The organism is Nocardioides bigeumensis, assembly GCF_039531755.1.
In the GTDB taxonomy this organism is placed as follows: domain Bacteria; phylum Actinomycetota; class Actinomycetes; order Propionibacteriales; family Nocardioidaceae; genus Nocardioides; species Nocardioides bigeumensis.
Genome location: NZ_BAAAQQ010000014.1, coordinates 121,619 through 137,862, shown reverse-complemented (window position 1 = coordinate 137,862; position 16,244 = coordinate 121,619). Strand labels below are relative to the sequence as shown.

15 protein-coding genes are annotated in these 16,244 nt (G+C 71.4%); 5 read left to right on the top strand and 10 right to left on the bottom strand.

Features of this window, described 5'->3' with window-relative positions; all coding sequences use genetic code 11:
* The first annotated feature begins 15 nt into the window (after positions 1-15).
* The 3 genes from ABD295_RS19960 to ABD295_RS19950 all read left to right on the top strand — a co-directional run bounded on the left by ABD295_RS19960 (position 16) and on the right by ABD295_RS19950 (position 3,964).
* On the top strand, positions 16-1,938 hold the full coding sequence (locus ABD295_RS19960) for an anthranilate synthase family protein (RefSeq protein WP_344305601.1): 1,923 nt from the start codon (positions 16-18) through the stop codon (positions 1,936-1,938).
* 131 nt (positions 1,939-2,069) lie between these two features.
* Positions 2,070-2,693 (top strand): anthranilate synthase component II, encoded by a 624-nt coding sequence (locus ABD295_RS19955; RefSeq protein WP_344305600.1) that lies wholly within the window; start codon positions 2,070-2,072, stop codon positions 2,691-2,693.
* Complete coding sequence (locus tag ABD295_RS19950; protein WP_344305599.1) at positions 2,690-3,964, top strand: anthranilate synthase component I family protein; 1,275 nt, start codon at positions 2,690-2,692, stop codon at positions 3,962-3,964. The genes ABD295_RS19955 and ABD295_RS19950 overlap by 4 nt, the downstream gene beginning before the upstream one ends.
* Before the next feature lie 100 nt (positions 3,965-4,064).
* Here the strand turns inward: ABD295_RS19950 and ppk2 are convergent, their stop codons facing one another.
* The 6 genes from ppk2 to ABD295_RS19920 all read right to left on the bottom strand — a co-directional run bounded on the left by ppk2 (position 4,065) and on the right by ABD295_RS19920 (position 9,407).
* Positions 4,065-4,937 (bottom strand): polyphosphate kinase 2, encoded by an 873-nt coding sequence (ppk2, locus tag ABD295_RS19945; RefSeq protein WP_344305598.1) that lies wholly within the window; start codon positions 4,935-4,937, stop codon positions 4,065-4,067.
* A gap of 79 nt (positions 4,938-5,016) precedes the next feature.
* Positions 5,017-6,498, bottom strand: a complete 1,482-nt coding sequence (locus ABD295_RS19940; protein WP_344305597.1) for a sensor histidine kinase — start codon at positions 6,496-6,498, stop codon at positions 5,017-5,019.
* A gap of 1 nt (position 6,499) precedes the next feature.
* The gene (locus ABD295_RS19935; RefSeq protein ID WP_425574153.1) at positions 6,500-7,174 is read right to left on the bottom strand and encodes a response regulator transcription factor; all 675 of its coding nucleotides are present in this window, start codon (positions 7,172-7,174) and stop codon (positions 6,500-6,502) included.
* Positions 7,175-7,583: 409 nt separating this feature from the next.
* Positions 7,584-8,483: a fructosamine kinase family protein gene (locus ABD295_RS19930; RefSeq protein ID WP_344305596.1), complete on the bottom strand. Its 900-nt coding sequence runs from the start codon at positions 8,481-8,483 to the stop codon at positions 7,584-7,586.
* Positions 8,480-9,013, bottom strand: a complete 534-nt coding sequence (locus ABD295_RS19925; RefSeq protein WP_344305595.1) for a low molecular weight protein-tyrosine-phosphatase — start codon at positions 9,011-9,013, stop codon at positions 8,480-8,482. Before ABD295_RS19925 ends, ABD295_RS19930 begins: the two co-directional genes overlap by 4 nt.
* Positions 9,006-9,407 carry a phage holin family protein gene (locus ABD295_RS19920; RefSeq protein WP_344305594.1) on the bottom strand — a complete coding sequence of 134 codons (402 nt, stop codon included), beginning with the start codon at positions 9,405-9,407 and terminating at the stop codon, positions 9,006-9,008. Before ABD295_RS19920 ends, ABD295_RS19925 begins: the two co-directional genes overlap by 8 nt.
* Positions 9,408-9,482: 75 nt before the next feature.
* On the opposite strand from ABD295_RS19920, the gene hisC reads away from it, so the two are divergent.
* Positions 9,483-10,553, top strand: a complete 1,071-nt coding sequence (gene hisC / locus ABD295_RS19915; protein WP_344305593.1) for a histidinol-phosphate transaminase — start codon at positions 9,483-9,485, stop codon at positions 10,551-10,553.
* 66 nt (positions 10,554-10,619) lie between these two features.
* On the opposite strand, the gene ABD295_RS19910 is transcribed toward hisC, so the two are convergent.
* From ABD295_RS19910 to ABD295_RS19900, 3 genes are all read right to left on the bottom strand, one after another.
* A complete protein-coding gene (locus ABD295_RS19910; RefSeq protein ID WP_344305592.1) occupies positions 10,620-11,807 on the bottom strand; it encodes an Ig-like domain-containing protein in 1,188 nt (395 codons plus the stop codon).
* A 70-nt stretch (positions 11,808-11,877) separates the two neighbouring features.
* Positions 11,878-13,191, bottom strand: coding sequence for an MFS transporter (locus ABD295_RS19905; RefSeq protein WP_344305591.1), 1,314 nt, complete (start codon positions 13,189-13,191; stop codon positions 11,878-11,880).
* A complete protein-coding gene (locus tag ABD295_RS19900; protein ID WP_344305590.1) occupies positions 13,188-13,754 on the bottom strand; it encodes an ArsR/SmtB family transcription factor in 567 nt (188 codons plus the stop codon). Before ABD295_RS19900 ends, ABD295_RS19905 begins: the two co-directional genes overlap by 4 nt.
* Positions 13,755-13,854: 100 nt before the next feature.
* On the opposite strand from ABD295_RS19900, the gene ABD295_RS19895 reads away from it, so the two are divergent.
* Positions 13,855-14,856: a glutathione S-transferase family protein gene (locus ABD295_RS19895; RefSeq protein WP_344305589.1), complete on the top strand. Its 1,002-nt coding sequence runs from the start codon at positions 13,855-13,857 to the stop codon at positions 14,854-14,856.
* Between the two features lie 193 nt (positions 14,857-15,049).
* On the opposite strand, the gene ABD295_RS19890 is transcribed toward ABD295_RS19895, so the two are convergent.
* Positions 15,050-16,195 carry a family 43 glycosylhydrolase gene (locus tag ABD295_RS19890; protein WP_344305588.1) on the bottom strand — a complete coding sequence of 382 codons (1,146 nt, stop codon included), beginning with the start codon at positions 16,193-16,195 and terminating at the stop codon, positions 15,050-15,052.
* Between the last annotated feature and the right edge of the window lie 49 nt (positions 16,196-16,244).

Genomic DNA, 16,244 nt, shown 5'->3' with positions numbered 1-16,244 from the left:
ATCTAGGCTGCCCGCATGTCCGCGCAGATCGACGCCATCAGGGCCGCCATCGACGAGGTGCGGACCAAGGACGCGTGGGCGATCATCCGGCGCAGCACCCGGGCGGGGGACCGCGACACCGTCGGCATCATCGGCGGACGGCGCTGGGTCGCCGAGTCCGTGCTCGACATCCCGCTCGAGGCGGGGGAGCCGGAGGCCGGGCACATGGCCGACCGCCTGGTGGCGGTGCCGTTCCGGCAGGTGGCCGAGCGCGGCTTCGAGGCGCACGACGACGGGGCCCCGCTGACGGTGGTGGACGTCGAGGTCGAGCACGAGTTCTCGGTGGCCGACGTGATCGCCGCGATCGAGCCGGTGCCGGTCGAGTTCGCCGACCGCGGGGGCTTCGAGACCGACGACGACGCCTACGCGAAGGTCGTCGACGCGATCATCCGCGACGAGATCGGCCAGGGGGAGGGCGCCAACCTGGTGGTCGGGCGGCACTACCGGGCGCAGCTCGCCGAGTGGGGCGACGACCAGGCGCTCACGGTCTTCCGTCGCCTGCTGGAGCGCGAGCACGGCGCCTACTGGACCTACGTCTTCTTCACCGGCGACCGCTACCTGGTGGGCGCCAGCCCAGAGCGACACGTGTCGGTGCGCGGCGGCGACGTCCGGATGAACCCCATCTCCGGCACCTTCCGCCTCCGCCCCACCGCGGGAGACGAGCGCGGCACCCGCCGCCGGCTGCTGCAGTTCCTGCGTGACGAGAAGGAGATCTACGAGCTCTTCATGGTCGTCGACGAAGAGCTCAAGATGATGTGCGACATCTGCCACGAGGGCGGCCAGGTGCTGGGTCCCTTCCTGAAGCCGATGACGCACCTGATCCACACCGAGTACCTCCTCGCCGGTCGCAGCCGCCGCGACGTGCGCGAGGTGCTGCGCGACACGATGTACGCCGCCACGGTGACCGGCAGTCCCGTCGAGAACGCCTGTCGGCTGATCAAGCAGTACGAGACAGAGGGCCGCGGCTACTACGGCGCCGCCCTGGCCCTCTTCGGTCGTGAGCCCGACGGCGAGCCGATGCTCGACAGCCCGATCGTCATCCGCACCGCCGACGTCGACCTCGACGGCAGGCTCAAGGTGACCGCGGGTGCGACCCTGGTGCGCGACTCCGACGCGGCGTACGAGGTGGCCGAGACGCATGCGAAGGCCGGGGGCATCCTGTCGGCCTTCGGGCTGGTCGACCCCGCCCCGGTGCCGGACGTCGACCTCGCCGAGCTCACCGCCGACGAGGACGTGCTGATCGCGCTCGGTGCGCGCAACGCCCGCCTCAGCACCTTCTGGCTGACCGACCAGGCGGGGGCGCCCCCGGACCCGCGGTTGCGGGGCAAGCGGGTGGTCGTGCTCGACGGCGAGGATGACTTCGTCAACATGCTCTGCCACGTGCTGGGCGTTCTCGGACTCGAGTCAGAGGTCGTGCGACATGAGGCGATCGACGACGCTCTCCTCGACGGGCTGACGGCGTACGACCTCGTCATCGTCGGCCCCGGACCCGGCGACCCGCGCGACGGCGACGACCCGAAGATGCAGCGTTTCCGGAAGGCGATCGACAGGCTCCTGGCGAACGGGCGGCCCTTCCTCGCCGTCTGCCTCGGCCACCAGACGCTGTGCCGCGGGCTCGACATCCCGCTGCACTTCAAGGACATCGTGTTCCAGGGCACCCAGTCGCCGGTCGAGATCGACGGCCGGGTCGAGCGGGTCGGCTTCTACAACACGTTCGTGGGACGGACCGACGGGCGAGCCCTGCCCGCCGGGGTGAGCGTGGAGGCGGACCCCGAGTCCGGCGACATCCACGTGCTCACCGGCCCGCACTACAAGGGCATCCAGTTCCACGCGGAGTCGATCCTCACCGAGCACGGCTACGACGTGGTCCACCAGATCGTTCGCGAGCTGCTGGTCTAGCTAGCCGACCGGAGGCTGCGCCGGCTGCTCAACCAAGTCGGCCCGGACACCTACGTGATCCTCACCTCCGACAACGGCTTCCACCTCGGAATGGTCAACCTCGACCGGGTGAGGGCCAGTAGGTTGTGCCGGTGTCCTCCGGGAGCTGGTCCACCGCGGCTCTCGACGTCGTCGTCGTCGACCACTACGACTCCTACACGTGGAACCTCGTGCACCTCGTCGCCGAGGTCACCGGCGTGCTGCCGACCGTGGTCCAGCACGACCAGGTCACCGCGCTCGAGGTCCTCGCGCACTCGCACGTCGTGCTGTCCCCCGGCCCGGGCACACCGGATGACCCCGCCGACTTCTCGGTCGGCCGGGCCGTCGTGCTCGACGGGAGCCGACCGGTGCTCGGGGTCTGCCTGGGCATGCAGGGCCTCGTGGCGGCGTACGGCGGGACCGTCGACCGGGTCGAGCCCGCGCATGGCGACGTGGCGCGGGTCCGCCACGACGGGCACGGGGTCTTCCGTGGTGTGCCGCAGGACTTCGCCGCCGTGCGTTACCACTCACTGGCGGCGCTGTCGCTGCCCGGGGCGCTGGTCGCGACCGCCTGGACGCCCGGGCCGGACGGTGCCGACGGTGCCGACGGTGCCGACATCGTGATGGGTGTGCGGCACCGGACGCTGCCCCTGGAGGGCGTGCAGTTCCACCCCGAGTCGATCCTGACCGAGCACGGCGCGCGGCTCGTGGCCAACTTCCTGGGGGTGGCCCGATGACCGGCCCTGGGACCGACCCTGGGACCGGGCCCAGCCCCATCGACTACTTCCGCGAGGTCGCCGCCTCGCACGCGCGGTGCTTCTGGCTCGACGGCGGCGGCGCGCGCGAGTGGTCCGGGCGCCGCTCCCTCATCGGCCGGCTCTCCGACGACGACGTCTCGCTGACCTACGACGCCGCGCGCGGCGTGGTCCGCCGCCACGTCTCCGGCACGACGACCGTCGTCGGGTCCGATCCCTTCGACGTGCTGGAGGCCGAGCTCGCCGACGGTCCGGACGACGCCTGGTGGTTCGGCTACTTCGGGTACGCCGCCCGGCCCGACCTGCCGGCGCGGCCCGACACACGGATGCCGGACGCGCTGTGGATGCGGGTGCGCGAGGTCGAGTTCTTCAACCACCCGGAGGACGCCGGCTCCGCCGACCTGGCGCGGTCCGTGCCGGCCGGGTCCGTCGGCGACGAGGTGCCGTCGGCCTATGCCACGGCCTTCGACCAGGTGCAGGCCGAGCTGCGCGCCGGCAACTCCTACGAGGTCAACCTGACCTACCGGGTCGACCTGGCGTCCGACGTGGACCCCGCGACTGCGTACGTGCGGCTGCGCGAGCTCAACCCCGCGCCGTACCAAGGGTTCCTGCAGCACGACGTGCCCGGCGCGCGGGCCTGGCTGCTCAGCTCGTCGCCCGAGCGTTACGCCCTCATCGACGCCGACCGCGTCCTCGAGACCAAGCCGATCAAGGGCACCACGCCGCGCGGCCGCACTCCCGAGCAGGACGCCGCCCTGCGCGACCGGCTCGCCGCCGACCCCAAGACCCGCGCCGAGAACCTGATGATCGTCGACCTGCTCCGCAACGACCTGTCCATGGTCTGCGAGCCCGGGTCCGTGCACGTGCCGGCGCTGATGGAGGTCGAGTCCTACCAAGCCGTGCACCAGCTCGTGTCCACGGTCCGTGGCCGGCTCGCCGACGGCGTCACCTCCATCGGCGCCCTGCGCGCGCTCTTCCCTGCCGGGTCGATGACCGGCGCGCCCAAGCTGCGCACGATGCAGATCATCGACGCGGTCGAGGCGACCCCCCGGGGCGTGTACGCCGGAGCCTTCGGTTGGGTCGCCGCCGACGGTCGCGCCGACCTCGGGGTGATCATCCGCTCGCTGATGACCACCGGCGACGGGACCTACGTGCTCGGCACCGGCGGAGGCATCACCGTGCGCTCCGACGTCGCCGAGGAGTACGCCGAGTCGCGCTGGAAGGCGGACCGGCTCCTCTCAGCGCTGGAGTAGATGTCGAGTTGGCCCTCCGGGCCCCCCGACTTGGCCCTCCGGGCCCCCCGACGGGGCCCGGAGGGCCAAGTCAAGGGGCCCGGAAGGCCAAGTCAACATTTCAGAACGCGCGCGGCACGAAGGTCTGCTCGTGCATCGGCGGCCGCACGTAGGGGACCTCCTTCATCCGGGGCAGCTCGACCACGTCGGGCGCGACGTCGACGTACGCGAACCGGCTGAGCAGGTGCCGGATGCAGTTGAGGCGGGCGGCGAGCTTGTCGTCGGAGGGGACGACGTACCAGGGGGCCTGCTTGATGTCGGTGTGCTGGAAGGTGGTGTCCTTGGCCATCGAGTAGCGGACGTACTGCTCGTGCTCGGCGAGGTCCATGTCGGAGAGCTTCCAGCGCTTCAGCGGCTCGGCGTTGCGCGCTTCGAAGCGCTTGCGCTGCTCGTCGAAGGACACCGAGAACCAGTACTTGAGGACGACGATCCCCGAGCGCACCAGCATCCGCTCGAACTCCGGGCAGGAGCGGAGGAACTCCTGGTGCTCCTCTTCGGAGCAGTAGCCCATCACCCACTCGACGTTGGAGCGGTTGTACCAGGACCGGTCGAAGAGGACCATCTCGCCGGCGGCGGGCAGGTGCTCGACGTAGCGCTGGAAGTACCACTGGGTGCGCTGCCGCTCGGTGGGCTTCGGGAGCGCGACGACGCGGACGGTGCGCGGTGAGGTGCGCTCGGTGATCCGCTTGATCACGCCGCCCTTGCCGGCCGAGCCACGGCCCTCGAAGATCACCAGCACCTTGAGGCCCTGGGTCTGGATCCAGTACTGCAGCAGGACCAGCTGCTCCTGCAGGCGCTTCATCTCGGCCTCGTAGACGGCCGCCTTCAGCCGCCCCGACTTCTTGTAGTCGGCGGGATCGCCGGTCGGCGCGTCGAAGCCGGCTGCGGCGGCGTCGGTCGCGTCGTCGGCTTCGGACGGGACCCCCTCAATCATCTGGGCTCACTCACCTGGGCTCCCTCATCTGGGCTCACTCATCGGGGCTCCCTCATCTGGGCTCCCTCATCTCGGCAACCTAGCCGCGGCGGACCTCGTCGGGCCAGGGTTGCGCCCGGCTCACGGGCTCCGGCGCACCGGGCAGGGTGAGGGTCAGTCGGGCACCACCCGTCGGTGCGGCCCCGGCGGTGACCGAACCGGAGTGCCGTTCCACGACCTGGCGCACGATCGAGAGCCCGAGGCCGGAGCCGGGCATCGCCCGGGACTCCTCGGAGCGGTAGAAGCGGTCGAAGACGTGCGGCAGGTCGGCGGGCGCGATGCCGGGGCCGTTGTCGTCGACGGTGAGGGTGCCGTCGACGAGGGTGACACGTACGACGCCGCCGGGCGGGTCGGCGGGGCTCCACTTCGCCGCGTTGTCGAGGAGGTTGGTCACCGCCCGCTCGAGCGAGGCGGACTCGCCCACCACCCACCAGGGCTCGGCGTGCACCTGGAAGTCCACCAGCGGGGCTCGGCGGCGTACCTTCGTCAGCGCCCGGTCCAGCACGTCGCCGAGATCGACGGCCTCCACCACGTGGGTGATCGGCTCGTCGCGCGCCAGCTCGACGAGGTCGCCGACGAGGTTGGTCATCTCCTCGATCTGGGCGCGTACGTCGTCGATCAGCTCGGCCCGCGCCTCCGGCGGCAGTCGCCCGTGGGAGGCGCCGGGGGCGTCGACCTGGGCCAGCAGGTCGAGGTTGGTGCGCAGCGACGTGAGCGGGGTGCGCAGCTCGTGCCCGGCGTCGGCGACGAGGCGGCGCTGCCGGTCGCGGGAGGCCGCGAGGGACACCAGCATGGAGTTGAACGCGGTCGCCAGGCGCGCCACCTCGTCGTCGCCCTCGACCTGGAGCGGCCGCAGGTCCTCGGTGCGCGCGATGTGCTCGACCGCGGAGGTGAGGCGGCGCACGGGCCGCAGGCCGTTGCGGGCCACGCCCCAGCCGGCCAGGGCGGCCGCGAGGACACCCAGGGCGCCGGCGATCAGCATCGCCAGCCCGAGCTTGCGCAGCACCAGCTCCTGGGCGGCGAGCGACTGGGCGAGGATCAGGGCCTGGTCGGTGCCGGCGGGCACGGTGACCACGCGGTAGCGCGCGCCGGCGTCGGTGCGGATCGTGCGCACCGACTGGTCCGCGGTGCCCCGCGCCACGGCGAGCTCGGGCTCGCCGAGCTCGAGGATGTCGGGTCCGCGGTCGAGCGAGCGGATCTCCCGGTTGGCGGTGATGACGGCGATCCGGACGTCGGCGGCGCCGTACATCCACGGCGGCAGCTGCAGCTGGATCTCGGCGAGCGCCCCGCCCTCGGCCGCCTTGGTGGCGCGGTTGAGCATCGACTCGTCCAGGGCGGACTGCATCGCCATCCGCACCGTGACGAATGCGGCCGCGGCGGCCACCGCGACGGACAGCCCGACGACGATGGTGGTCAGCAGCGCGACCCTGCTGGCCAGCGAACGGCGGTAGTGCCAGCCCTGCGCCTCGAAGGGTCCCTTGAGCCCGCGCTCGTGCACGTCGGCCCCCGGGTGGCCGCCCACGTCAGGCCTCCTTGAGGACGTAACCGACCCCGCGGACAGTGTGCAGCAGTCGCGGCTCCTCGTCGGCCTCGGTCTTGCGCCGCAGGTAGCCGACGTACACCTCGAGGGAGTTGGCGGTCGTGGGGAAGTCGTAGCCCCAGACCTCCTCGAGGATGAAGGAGCGCTCGAGCACCCGGCGCGGACGCCGCAGGAACATCTCGAGGAGCGTGAACTCCGTGCGGGTCAGCTCGATCGTGCGGGAGCCGCGGCGCACCTCGCGGGAGGCGAGGTCCATGGAGAGGTCGGAGAAGGTGAGGACCTCGTCGCCGTCCTCGTCGAGGGGGGCGGCCCGCCTCAGCAGCGCGCGCAGGCGGGCCAGCAGCTCTTGGAGGGCGAAGGGCTTGGTGAGGTAGTCGTCGGCTCCGGCGTCGAGTCCCTCGACCCGGTCGCCCACGGCATCACGCGCGGTGAGCACGAGGACGGGGACGTCGTTGCCGGCCGCGCGCAGCGCCTTGGTGGTCTCGATGCCGTCGAGGCGGGGCATCATCACGTCCATCACGACGACGTCGGGCGCGAGGGTGCCGATGCCGGCGAGCGCCTCGGCCCCGTCGGAGGCGAGCGCGACGGCGTACCCGTTGAACTCGAGGGACCTGCGCAGCGACTCCCGGACCGCTCGGTCGTCGTCGACGACGAGCACGCGAGGCAGGGTCTGCGCCCCAGGCGGCCAACCTGCCGTCGAGCCAGCCGTCGTGCCGGGCGTCGAGCCGGGCGTCGAGCCGGGCGTCGGGCCCGTCGAGGCGGTCGGAGGCGTCACAGGGCCACTCTGCCAGCCGCGCCTGAGTCCCCACTGAGAGAAGCCACCTCCACGGGTGTTCCCTAGGACGCCTGTGGAGGGTAGACAAGGGGACACGCCGAGGAAGGGTTTATGCTGCCCTTACCCGGTGACCTGGGTCTCACAGGTCATCATGGAGACGCACCACACCATCCGGGGGGATTGGTGTCGGTGGGCCGCCTCTCGAGGCGGCGGGACCCCGGGGGGAGTGGCCGGTGTCGGCTGCGGTCCCTCGGGGTCCCACACACCACCGACGACCGAGCTCGACCACCGATCAGATGAAGCGGGCTGCGATGCCGGCTGCCCGGCCGGCGTACCCGCCACCGAACATCGCCGCGTGCGTCAGCAGCGGGAAGAGCTGATGCAGGCCCTGGCGTGACTCCCAGCCCTCGGTGAGGGGCGTCGCCTGGTCATACGCCTCCATGACGCGAGCCAGGTGCGGCAGGCCGAACAGCGCGAGCATCGCCAGGTCGCTCTCGCGGTGCCCACCGTGGGCCGCCGGGTCGATCACCCAGCCGCGACCCTCGGCCCCCCAGACGACGTTGCCGTTCCACAGGTCTCCGTGCAGCCGGGCCGGCGGCTCCTCCGGCACCAGCTCGGCGAGCCTGCCCATGACGCCCTCGATGGTCATCGTGTCGCCGGCCGAGGCGTGCCCGCGGTCGCGGGCCAGCTTGAGGTAGGGCAGCACCCGGCGGGTCGCGAAGAACTCGGCCCACGTGGGCGCCGGTCGGCCGGGGAGCGGCAACCGGCCGATGTACCCGTCGTGCGACTCGTCAGCCTCGTCGCCGGGCAGCGCGGGAAGGCCGCCGTACGACGGCGCGCCGGCGGCGTGCGTGACGGCGAGCGCCGTGCCGAAGGCCGAGGCGCCGTCGATGGTGAGCTTGGCCGGCTCGATCCATCGGAGCAGGAGACAGTCGTGGTCGACGGCGAGGACCTCCGGGACACCGACGCCACCGTCGTCCTGGGTCTCGGACAGCCAGCGCAGCCCGGCGGCCTCGACCTCGAAGAACCGCGGGGGCGCGTGCGGGTGGGTCTTCATCAGCGCCGTCGAGCCGTCGGAGAGCCGCAGCTTGGTGGCGGTGGAGATGTCACCGCCCGCCGCGGGGGCGGTGGCGACCACGGCCGTGCCGAGCAGGGCCTCGGCGCGCCGGGCGACCGCGGGCTGCCGGGTCACCGCGCCTCCGGCGCCTGGAGGTGGCGGGCCAGGAGGGCAGCCAGGGTCTTGCTCGATCGTTCGATCATCGCCAGCACCTCCTTGAAACCGTCGTCACCACCGTAGTACGGGTCCGGTACGTCGGCGCCAGGGTCGATCGGGTCGAAGTCGCGGAACATCCGGACCCGGTCGGGGTCGGCACCGGAGTCGAGCAGCTCACCGAGGTGGGTGGCGTCCATGGCCAGGAGGAGGTCGTGCCCGTCGGAGGGGTGGTCGGGGTCGACCCAGCCCGCGGTGATCTGTCGCGCGCGGTGCTGCGAGGCGTCGTACCCCGCTGCCGCCAGGGACGCCGCGGCCCGGTGGTCCATCGGGTTCCCGGCGTGCCAGCCGCCAAGACCGCATGAGTCGACGACGACACGGTCGCCGACCCCCAGCTCGGCGAGCCTCTCGGTGAGCACCACCTCGGCCATCGGGGAGCGGCAGATGTTGCCCAGGCAGACGACCCCGACGCGGTAGTCACCCTGACCGTGCGGGGCGGGCAGCTCAGTCATCAAGGACGGCGACGTCGATGAACCCGGTGACGAGCGTGATGATGATCGACCCCACCAGCGCGTTCCAGAACCCGTCGACGTGGAACCCGATCGCCTCCGGTGCCACCTTGTCGGCGATCCAGGCCGTGAGCAGGAGCATCAGCGCGTTGATGACGAGGAGGAACAGCCCGATGGTCAGGATGATGAAGGGGATCGACAGGAGCTTGACGACCGGCTCGACGGTCACCGAGACCAGGCCGAGGATCGCGGACACCGCGAGGAGGGGCAGCACCTTCTCCTGCACCTCGGTCCCGAACGGCTCGTCGGGCCTGGCGAAGGAGATGCCGTCGAGCAGCCAGGCCGCGACCGCGATCGCGACTGCGTTGCTGAGCAGCCAGGCGAGGACTCGGGTCACCCGGAGATGCTAGCGAGAGAACGTCTTCGTTCGTGCAGTGCGGAACGCCCACCCGGAGTGTCCTAGCCTGCCGGGGTGAGCGCCCCGCAGCCCCGACCGAACGTCCTCGCGATCCCGGCCTACGTGCCGGGACGGCCTCCGACGCCACGCGAGGGCCTGACGACGTACAAGCTCTCCTCCAACGAGAACCCCTACCCGCCGCTGCCAGGCGTGCTCGCCGCGGCGGAGCAGGCAGCGGCCGCGATGAACCGCTACCCCGACATGGCCGGGATCGACCTCTATGCCGCGCTGTCGGCCAGGCTCGGCGTCCCGGCCTCCGACCTCTCGCTGGCCACTGGGAGCGTCGCGCTGATCTACCAGCTGCTGCAGGCCTTCTGCGAGCCCGGCGACGAGGTCGTCTACGCCTGGCGTTCCTTCGAGGCCTACCCGATCGCCGCGGCGGTGGCCGGGGCGGCGTCCGTGCGGGTGCCGGTCCGCGCCGACGGCCGCCACGACCTCGACGCGATGCTGGAGGCGATCACGGACCGCACCCGGGTCGTGCTGGTCTGCACGCCCAACAACCCGACCGGGCCTGCGGTGACGCAGACCGAGCTCGACACCTTCCTGGCTGCCGTCCCGTCGCACGTGCTGGTCGTGGTGGACGAGGCGTACGTCGAGTTCGTGCGGATGTCCGACGCGGTCGACGGGGTCGCGACGTACCAACGACACGAGAACGTCGTGCTGACCCGCACCTTCTCCAAGGCCTACGGCCTGGCCGGTCTGCGGGTCGGGTACGCCGTCGGCCCGGCACCGCTGGCGGCCGCACTGCGAGCCGTGTCGCTGCCCTTCGGCGTGACCTCGGTCGCCCAGGCGGCGGCCGTCGCGTCCCTGGCGGCCGAGGCGGCCTTGCTGGAACGCGTCGACGCCCTGGTGGCCGAGCGCGCCCGCGTCGTCGAGGGGCTGCGCGCCGGCGGCGTCGACGTCCCTCACGCGCAGGGCAACTTCGTCTGGTTCGGCGTCGGTGACCGGGCCCTCGATCTCGCGGCGGCCTGCGACGAGGCCGGCGTCGTCGTCCGCCCGTTCGCCGGTGACGGCGTGCGCGCGAGCATCGGCGAGGCAGAGGCCAACGACCGCCTGGTCGAGGTGGCGTCGCGGTTCCTCGGCTGAAGCGGAACGCCCCGCCACGAGATCGTGGCGGGGCGCTCGGGTGCTTGGCTGCTCAGCTGCTGCAGGTCAGCGGGTGGTGAACTTCCAGCCCTTGGTGGCGATGGAGTTGCCCGCCACGTCGGTGATCTTCTTGGACAGCTTCACCTTGTACTTCGTGTGGCCGGCGAGGTCCTTCTTCGGCTTGAGCACGACCTTCTTGCTGCCCGCCTTGTAGGTGACCTTGGCCTTGACGGTCTTGCCGCCGGCGGTGAGCTTCACGGTCTTCTTGGTGACCGTCGCCTTGACGAGGGCCTCCGAAGCCACGAAGGAGACCTTGGTGCTGGTCTTCACGTCGGTGGCGTTCTTCTTCGGCGACAGCTTCTTGGCCTTGGGCGCCTTGGTGTCCAGGACGATGGTGTCGCTGGCCGGGGCGGAGAGGTTGCCGACGCCGTCGGCGTACTGCACCCACACGGTCTTGGTGCCGTTGCCGGCGCTCAGGGTCCAGGCAGCAGTCGTGGCGTAGGGCTGGAGAGCCGACCACGTGGTGCCGTCGTTGCTGAACCGCATGTGGGTCAGGCCGGTGGTGAAGGCTGCCGGGTCGCTGGCAGCCAGGCCGAGCGTCACGGCCGACGCGTCGGTGATCGTCGCGCCGCCGTCGATGACGACCGAGCCGCTCGGGGCGGTCGGGTCGTTGTAGTCGATGTCGAGCGACCAGCCGGCCAGGCTGCCCTCGTCGCCGGCGGACTGGTCGACGATGAAGAGCTCCCAGGTGCCGGTGGCCGCCTGGCCGTCGAACACGGCGAGGGAGGTGGCGACCGGAGTCTCGCCGCCGCCCGAGCCGTCGGTCGGCTTGTAGGAGCCACTGGGCGACAGTGTCGAGGACCAGGGCAGGACGGTGGCGGCCTCGTCGTCGAAGGTGAACGTGCGCGGGGTGGTCTCGCGGCTCCAGTCACCCGCTTCGTCGAGGAGCTTCACGGTCGTGCCGTTGTGGGAGACCCAGACCTCCAGGTCGTACATGTACGTGTGTGACAACCCGTTGAGGGTCACGTCGACGTCGGTCACCTGGCCGCGGTCGGCCGGGATGGCGATAGCGGTCGAGGCGGGGGTGGACGGTCCCTCGTCGGGGATGACCATGTTGGTGGTGCTCGCTCCGGTGACGGTCTTGTCGGGGGCGGCCCAGGCGGGGGCGGCGAGCGCCCCCGTGACGGCGGTGGCGAGCAGGGCGACGGCGACGGACGTCGCCGCGGTGCGGACCCTCGGGGGGTGGTTGATCATGGGCGTAGGTAATCCTTCGATGGAGTGTTCCGAGTCGTCGGCGTTCTGCCGGCTTCCTCGATCTTCACCTTTATCGGACGTTCGTGAGGCCCGAATCGCAGATTTCGGTCGTTCCCGCGCTCGCAGGACGCTTGTCCATCTCCCGGAACGAGGGGAAGACCGCCGGTGTCATCGTCGCGGCGAAGTAGGCGACGCCGACGAGCGCGAAGGCCCACGAGAGGCCGAGGCCGCTGATCAGCACGCCTCCGAGCAGGCCGCCGAAGGGCATCAGGGCGAAGCAGACCGAGGTCGACAGCGAGCTGACCCGGCCCACGAGGGGCGCCGGGATCCGCTCGAAGAAGACCGCGCCCAGGATCGGGTTGAGGAACCCGGAGGCGACACCGCCCACCACGAAGGTCACCACGACGACCCAGAGCGGCACGTCGAACGCCAGCACCAGGAACCGGGGGATCCCGGTGATCAGGAACGCGAGCAAGTAGGTCTGGAAACGGGGGATCCGCTCGCCCCAGGCAGCGGCGACGAGCGCGCCGACCATGGAGGCGGCGGCGAAGACCGCGAACATCGTGCCGAGCAGGCCGGCACTGCGGCCGGAGTCGTGCACCCAGACCGGCATCATCACGCTCGCCCAGGCGAGGTCCAGGAGGTTGGTCACCGCGATCATCAGGGTCAGGCCGACCAGGACCGGGTCGCGGCGCAGGAACGCCCACCCCTCGCGCAGCTCGCGCCAGAAGCCCTGCGCGGGCTCGTCGGCGTCGGTCGCCGCTCGACCACCGGTGCTCTCGGTGGTCGAGCCCAGTCGAGGCTCGAGCCCGACGGTGGCCCAGCCGAGGATGGCCGCGCCGAGGAGGAAGGAGACCGCGTCGAGCACCAGCGCGGTGGCCGGCCCCACCGCCACGACGAGGGCCCCCGCCAGGGCGAAGCCGATCATGCCTGCCCCGCGCTCGACCGCGCTGGCCAGCCCGGTCGCGCGCTCCATGGGCACGCCGGCCGCGGCCACGATCGCGGGGGTGAGCGAGTCCTTGGCGGCGTCGCCGGGCCCGCGAAGGGCCCCGGCCACGGCCACCACGGCCAGCAGCATCGGGAAGGTGAGCACGCCGGCCGCGTGCAGGATCGGGACCAGACCCACCGCGACGAAGCTTCCGAGGTCGCAGGTGATCGCGACGCGTCGTGCGCCGAGACGGTCGATGAGCGGACCGCCGAGCACCTTGCAGAGCACCAGCGGGAGCATCTCCGCGAAGGCCACCAGGCCGGTCTGTGTCGCGGAGCCGGTCGTGGTGAGCACGAACCACGGGATCGCCACCATGGAGATGCGGGTCCCGGTGAGGGAGACTGCGTCGGCGGTGAGCCAACCGTAGAGCGGCCGGCGCGCACTCCTCGTGCTCACTGGATCGTCCCCGGGCGCGGGAACGTCGCGAGCTGGACGACGTAGTCGCCCACACCGTCGGCCCCGGCCTCTTCGTCGACGTCCTCGATGAGCTCGAAGAGCGCCTCGAGGAGAGCCTTGGCCTTGGCCGGGGTGAGCTTGAGGTTCCAGTCGCTCATCGTCGTCGTCGCCAGCCAGTCCGCCGGGAGGGACATCCGCTCGGAGACGGCGTTGTGCAGCTGCTCGCCGTAGAAGACGGCGAGGGCCTGCGAGTACGCGTCGTGGGCCTCGGCCTCCTCAGGATCCGCCGCGCTCGCGCCACCGGTGTACGTGGACTGGTGGGCCGCCCGCCACCACCGGTCCCGGGCGTTGCCACGCTCCTCGTCCTCCTCGATGAAGCCGTGCTGGGCGAGCTGGCGCAGGTGGTACGACGTCGCGCCGGTGTTGAGCCCGAGGCGCGTCGCCAGTCCCGTGGCCGTGGCCGGTCCTTCGATGCGCAGGAGGCCGAGCATCCGCAGGCGCACGGGGTGCCCGAGGGCCTTCAGCCCGGCAGCGTCGGGGGTGACGGCGGTGCGTTCGTCCATGGGAGCACGGTAGAACCACAAAGGGATGTTTGCAAAGAGACTTCTGCAAAATTCTGCTTGCGATCGGTCGCGAAACCCTGCAGTGGGTACCTCTCGAGCAATGAACTCCTACGTCTCCTCCTCCGAGTCCGGATCCTTCGAGCGCGACATGGACTACCTCCCCGACCGCATCACCCGCGGCGGTCGCCGCCCCTCGGACGGCCCAGTGGTGGGGGAGCCGTGGCCGGTCGAGCCCGGTCGCTACTGCCTCGTGGCCGCGCCCGCCTGCCCGTGGGCGAGCCGGTCCCTGGTGGTGCGCAAGCTCCTCGGGCTCGAGGACGTGCTGCCGCTGGCCACCCCCGGACCCGTCCACGACGAGCGCAGTTGGAACTTCGACGAGCAGCCCGGCGGCATCGACCCCGTCCTGGGCATCCACCGCCTGCAGGAGGCCTACCTCGCCCGCGACCCGGCGTACGACAAGGGCATCACGGTGCCGGCGATGGTGGACATCCCGTCGGGGAAGGTGGTCACGAACGACTTCCCCTGGATCACCCATGACCTCTTCTTCGAATGGTCCGAGCACCATCGCAGCGACGCGCCGGACCTGTGGCCAGACCACCTCCGCGACGAGATGGAGGAGGTCATGGAGCGGGTGTTCACCGACGTCAACAACGGCGTCTACAGCTGCGGCTTCGCGGGCTCCCAGGAGGCGTACGAGGAGGCGTACGACACGTTGTGGTCGGCCATGGACTGGCTGGAGGAGCGGCTCACCACACGGCGCTACCTCATGGGCGACGAGATCACCGAGGCCGACGTCCGGCTCTTCACCACGCTGGTGCGCTTCGACGCGGTCTACCACTCGCACTTCAAGTGCAACCGCAGCAAGCTGGTGGAGCTGCCTGCTTTGTGGGGCTACGCACGCGATCTCTTCCAGCAGCCGGCCTTCGGCGAGACGGTCGACTTCGAGCAGATCAAGCGGCACTACTACGTCGTCCAGGACGACCTCAACCCGACCGGGATCGTGCCGACGGGGCCGGACCTGAAGGGGTGGTGGACGCCGCACCACCGCGACCAGCTGGCCAAAGATCTGACCGATCGGACAAATGTGCGTCGCGCAGGTTAAATCGACCGGTTGGCAGTGGCGTCCTACGACTTTGGTCGGGGATCATGGGGGTCAGGCCTGGGGGGGCCGTCGCGTGTCGTCGTCTGGGGTGGCCGCGGTCGGATAGAGGGGAAGCCGCCATGTTCGTGCAGCTCGCCGTGCTGGCGATGGGGTGTCTCGTCGCCGCCGGCCTGGTGACCTCGCACCGCCGCGCTCAGCGCGGCGCGAGGTAGTCCGCTATCAGTGGCCTGTCCGATTCGTCGAAGTCGAGCACGAGCCCGTACATCGCGCGGGAGGGCAGCAGGCTGCCGTCACGTCCGCGCCGGAAGCCTCGCGGGCAGGGCTGAGCCGTCAGGTAGCAGGTCCAGCCATGGAAGAACATCCGCAACGGGCCGCCCCTGCGAGGTGCTACCACGTCGGCGCCGCCGGGGCCGCAGAGACCGGTGAGCACCGGCCCCAAGAGGTTCGTCGAGCCCGTCGGCCAGCTCCACTTCTTGCGTGAGCGCCGATAGGTCGTCCGGTAGTCGCAGTTGCTGTACTCACCCTCCGACGCGAACAGCACGTAGTAGTCGTCACGGCGTACCAGCGTGGGGTTCTCCACCGTGTCGGCGGTGCGCAGCAGCCGCTTGCTGCGACGGCCCGGCGACACCACGACCCCGTCGGGCTGGAGCAGCACCATGCGGATCGTCGACGGCTTCCCCTGGGTCTTGTAGAGCAGGTACTGCCGGCCGTCGCGCTCGGTGAACAGCGAGGCGTCGATGACGCCGCTCGCCGGCAGGTCCCCCTCGCGGTCGAGCAGCTCGTCGGACGCCGGCGCCCAGCCGACCCGCGGCGGGCAGACCAGCGGCGCGTCGCCGTATGGCGTGAACGGGCCCGCCGCGGTGGCTGCGGTCGCCACGCCGATGCACCGTCCGCCGGGCGGCAGCCCCGCGGCCGGCGCCGTGAAGTAGAGCCGCCAGGTGCCGTCCGCCACCTGCGCCAGGTCGGGTGCCCAGAGCTCTCCCGGCAGCACCCAGGAGGGGTACGCCGTGAGCGGCGTCGACAGCTCCTTGAACGGTCCGCGCGCCCCGCCCGCCCGGAAGCGGGTGATCGCGGTGCCGGTGCCGACCGCCAGGTAGTTGTCGTTGACCTCGACCACGCTCGGGTCCGCCAGGTCGCGGCCCCACACCAGCGGCTTGACCCGCGGCCGCTGGCCCGGCTCGACGTGGCCCGGCTCGACGTGGCCCCTCTCGACGTGGCCCGGCTCGACGTCGGCCGCCGCCGGGACGGTCAGGGCCGCGACCGCACTCGCCAAGGCGACGAGGACGACGACGGGGACGACGACGGGGACGACGACGGGGCCGACGACGAGGACGCGCACCCCCTTCTCCTACGTGGTGCGCGGGACTCGATCAAGTCGCCTGGCCGGT

Coding starts and splice junctions, on each gene's coding strand:
- ABD295_RS19925 (WP_344305595.1), bottom strand. CDS start 9,013: ATGACTGAGCTGCCCGCCCCGCACGGTCAGGGTGACTACCGCGTCGGG.
- ABD295_RS19910 (WP_344305592.1), bottom strand. CDS start 11,807: ATGATCAACCACCCCCCGAGGGTCCGCACCGCGGCGACGTCCGTCGCC.
- ABD295_RS19950 (WP_344305599.1), top strand. CDS start 2,690: ATGACCGGCCCTGGGACCGACCCTGGGACCGGGCCCAGCCCCATCGAC.
- ABD295_RS19895 (WP_344305589.1), top strand. CDS start 13,855: ATGAACTCCTACGTCTCCTCCTCCGAGTCCGGATCCTTCGAGCGCGAC.
- ABD295_RS19900 (WP_344305590.1), bottom strand. CDS start 13,754: ATGGACGAACGCACCGCCGTCACCCCCGACGCTGCCGGGCTGAAGGCC.
- ppk2 (WP_344305598.1), bottom strand. CDS start 4,937: ATGATTGAGGGGGTCCCGTCCGAAGCCGACGACGCGACCGACGCCGCC.
- ABD295_RS19960 (WP_344305601.1), top strand. CDS start 16: ATGTCCGCGCAGATCGACGCCATCAGGGCCGCCATCGACGAGGTGCGG.